The sequence below is a fragment of the Pseudomonas sp. CM27 genome, from assembly GCF_013179515.1.
In the GTDB taxonomy this organism is placed as follows: Bacteria; Pseudomonadota; Gammaproteobacteria; order Pseudomonadales; family Pseudomonadaceae; genus Aquipseudomonas.
This window is the reverse complement of sequence record NZ_JABMCN010000372.1, coordinates 1-3755: the sequence shown is the minus strand read 5'-3', so window position 1 is coordinate 3755 and position 3755 is coordinate 1. Positions and strand designations below refer to the sequence as shown.

Genomic DNA, 3755 nt, shown 5'->3' with positions numbered 1-3755 from the left:
GCTGATCTTCAGCCTGTACCGGCCCTATCGCCGGCAAGCCAGCTCCCACAGGCACGCCACAAGGTTCAGGTCCTGTGGCGATCCTGTGGGAGCTGGCTTGCCGGCGATAGGGCCAGTACAGACATAAAGTGTTTCGGGCTGTTCAAATAATCGCCAATCACCTTGCTTGTGTGCCACGGCTTCTCTACAATTGCGCCCCTTGCCGAGCTGGCAGGTGCGCATGCGCCTCCCCTCTGTGCAAGACATACAGTGTCATTCACTCCTTGTCTGACCAGATTCGCTGGCAGACTACTAACCCGTAAGGAGCATTCATGCGTCATTACGAAATCATCTTCCTGGTTCACCCGGACCAGAGCGAGCAAGTCGGCGGCATGGTTGAGCGTTACACCAAGCTGATCGAAGAAGATGGTGGCAAGATCCACCGCCTGGAAGACTGGGGCCGTCGTCAACTGGCCTACGCAATCAACAATGTTCACAAGGCTCACTACGTGATGCTGAACGTTGAGTGCACCGGCAAGGCCCTGGCCGAGCTGGAAGACAACTTCCGCTACAACGATGCCGTTATCCGTAACCTGGTCATCCGTCGTGACGAAGCCGTTACCGGTCAGTCCGAGATGCTGAAGGCTGAAGAAAACCGCAGCGAGCGCCGTGAGCGTCGCGAGCGTCCTGAGCATGCTGACTCCGCCGAAGGCGACGACAGCAATGACAGCGACTCCAGCGATAACGCTGACGAGTAATCCACGGACCTTTAGAGGAGCCTATTAAATGGCACGTTTCTTCCGTCGTCGTAAATTCTGCCGCTTCACTGCTGAAGACGTGAAAGAGATCGACTTCAAAGATCTCAACACCCTGAAAGCTTACGTATCCGAAACCGGCAAGATCGTTCCAAGCCGCATCACCGGTACCAAAGCTCGTTATCAGCGTCAGCTGGCTACCGCTATCAAGCGCGCCCGCTTCCTGGCCCTGCTGCCCTACACCGACAGCCACGGCCGCTGAGACCGGGTCGTCGACAAGCAGTAAGGGATTAGCATGCGAGCGTTAGCAAGCTTCATCATGCGCGGTCGTGTGCAGGCCACCCTGGTGGTGGTCATCAGCGCGGTACTGCCGCTGCTGTTCTGGTTGAGTGCCGCTGCCGGCAGCCTTGTGCTGCTGCGGCGCGGGTTCAAGGATGCTACAACGGTCATCGCCGGCGGCCTGCTGGCCGGGTTGGCCGTGTGGTTCATGGGCGATCCCATCACCTTCATGGTGATTGCGGGTGCCCTGGCCATGGCCGCCATTTTGCGTGCCGAGCAACCCTGGAGCCGCGTGTTGGTGGTCAGCGCCGTGTTCGCCGTGGCTTTCAGCCTCGTGCTCGATCTGGCGCTGGCACCGACCTTCGATATGCTGGCCAAGGCTTTTGCCGAGGCCATGCCGCAAATCGAAGGGCAACCGGTGCTCTCCGGTGAGCTGATCCGCCCTGTGCTGGTCGCTTCCACAGCAGTGACGGTGCAATTGTTCAGTGTGCTGGCCTTGGTGCTGGCGCGCTACTGGCAGGCAGCGTTGTACAACCCTGGAGGCTTCGGTCGCGAGTTTCGCGCCCTGAAGCTGCCAAAACAGACCATGGCGGTGTTGGTGGCAGTGATGGTGGTGGCTCCGTTTATCGGGTCGCAGTTCATCATTCTGGCATCGGCCTCGAGCCTGGTACTGGTACTGGCCGGCATAGCCTTGATGCACGGGCTGGTGGCACAGGGCCGACTGGCTGGTTTCTGGCTGGTGGGCATGTACGTGACGCTGCCGCTGATCATGCAGCTGATTTATCCGTTGCTGATGGTCTTGGCCATTGTCGACAGCCTGATTGATTTTCGCGGTCGCAAGTCCCCCAAGGGGAATGACTCCGCGAACGGTGAAGGTTAAAAGTTAAGAGGTTTTACCAAATGGAACTGATCCTGCTGGAAAAAGTCGCTAACCTGGGCAACCTGGGCGACAAAGTAAAAGTTAAGGCTGGTTACGGCCGTAACTTCCTGCTGCCATTCGGCAAGGCCACCGTTGCCAACGCCGCCAACCTGGCTGCGTTCGAAGAACGTCGTGCCGAGCTGGAAAAAGCAGCTGCCGACAAGAAAACTTCGGCTGAAAGCCGTGCTGCCCAACTGGCCGAGCTGGAAGTGACCATCACTGCCACCGCTGGCGACGAAGGCAAGCTGTTCGGTTCGATCGGCACTCACGACATCGCTGACGCCCTGACCGCCTCCGGCGTTGAAGTGGCCAAAGCTGAAGTTCGTCTGCCGAACGGCACCATCCGTCAGGTTGGCGAATACGACGTAGCCGTGCACCTGCACAGCGACGTTGAAGCCACCGTACGTGTGGTCGTCGTAGCTGCCTAAGCTGCGCTGACTGGCTGGCTCCTGGTGAGCCAGGCGGTTAACATCGGGCACGGTCCTGTTTTATACAGGCCGTGCCCTTTGTCTTTTTCGTCCTCCAGAATTCTTTCGTGGCCATGAACGAGATCACCACCTCCGAACAGCTTGACCTGCAAACCGCCGCCCTGAAGGTGCCGCCGCATTCCATCGAGGCCGAACAGGCCGTGCTCGGTGGCCTGATGCTGGACAACAACGCCTGGGAGCGGGTGCTGGACCAGGTGTCCGATGGCGATTTCTATCGGCATGACCACCGCCTGATCTACCGGGCCATCCACAAGCTGGTGGACCTTAACCACCCGTTCGACGTGGTCACGCTGCATGAGCAGTTGGACAAGGAAGGCGTGTCCTCGCAGATCGGCGGCCTGGCGTACCTGGCCGAGCTGGCCAAGAACACCCCGTCGGTAGCCAACATCAAGGCGTACGCCGCGATCATTCGCGAGCGTGCCACGCTGCGCCAGCTGATCAGCATCAGCACCGACATCGCCGATAACGCGTTCAACCCCCAAGGTCGAAACGCCGAGGAAATCCTCGACGACGCCGAGCGGCAGATTTTCCAGATCGCCGAAGCGCGGCCGAAAACTGGCGGGCCGGTAGGCGTCAACGAACTGTTGACCAAGGCCATCGACCGGATCGACACGCTGTTCAACTCCGACAGCGAGATCACCGGCGTTTCCACCGGTTATACCGACCTGGACGAGAAGACCAGCGGTTTGCAGGCAGCTGACCTGATCATCATTGCGGGTCGTCCTTCGATGGGCAAGACCACCTTCGCCATGAACCTGGTGGAGAACGCGGTGCTGCGCAGCGACAAGGCGGTGCTGGTCTTCTCGCTTGAAATGCCAGGTGAGTCGCTGATCATGCGTATGCTCTCGTCCCTGGGCCGCATCGATCAGACCAAGGTGCGTTCCGGCCAGCTGGATGATGACGACTGGCCGCGCCTGACTTCGGCCGTCAACCTGCTCAATGACCGCAAGCTGTTCATCGACGATACGGCCGGCATCAGCCCCTCTGAGATGCGTTCACGTACTCGCCGCCTGGCGCGGGAGCATGGCGAAATCGGCCTGATCATGGTCGACTACCTGCAGCTCATGCAGATTCCAGGTTCCGGCGGTGATAACCGTACCAACGAAATTTCCGAAATCTCCCGCTCCTTGAAAGCGTTGGCCAAGGAGTTCAACTGCCCGGTGGTTGCACTGTCGCAGCTGAACCGCTCCCTTGAACAGCGGCCGAACAAGCGCCCAATCAACTCCGACTTGCGTGAGTCGGGTGCAATCGAGCAGGACGCCGACGTCATCATGTTCGTGTACCGGGACGAGGTGTATCACCCCGAAACCGAGCATAAGGGCATCGCTGAAATCA

General features: G+C 59.3%; 5 protein-coding genes. All 5 read left to right on the top strand.

Annotated features, from left to right (window positions below):
• The first annotated feature begins 311 nt into the window (after positions 1–311).
• The gene (rpsF, locus tag HP547_RS27870; protein ID WP_003249557.1) at positions 312–737 is read left to right on the top strand and encodes a 30S ribosomal protein S6; all 426 of its coding nucleotides are present in this window, start codon (positions 312–314) and stop codon (positions 735–737) included.
• A 28-nt stretch (positions 738–765) separates the two neighbouring features.
• A complete protein-coding gene (gene rpsR, locus HP547_RS27865; protein WP_003249563.1) occupies positions 766–996 on the top strand; it encodes a 30S ribosomal protein S18 in 231 nt (76 codons plus the stop codon).
• A 33-nt stretch (positions 997–1029) separates the two neighbouring features.
• Positions 1030–1893 carry a hypothetical protein gene (locus tag HP547_RS27860; protein WP_172288673.1) on the top strand — a complete coding sequence of 288 codons (864 nt, stop codon included), beginning with the start codon at positions 1030–1032 and terminating at the stop codon, positions 1891–1893.
• Positions 1894–1913: 20 nt separating this feature from the next.
• Complete coding sequence (gene rplI / locus HP547_RS27855; RefSeq protein WP_075804740.1) at positions 1914–2360, top strand: 50S ribosomal protein L9; 447 nt, start codon at positions 1914–1916, stop codon at positions 2358–2360.
• A 113-nt stretch (positions 2361–2473) separates the two neighbouring features.
• A partial coding sequence (dnaB, locus tag HP547_RS27850) for a replicative DNA helicase (protein WP_172288672.1) occupies positions 2474–3755 on the top strand: 1282 nt, incomplete at its 3' end.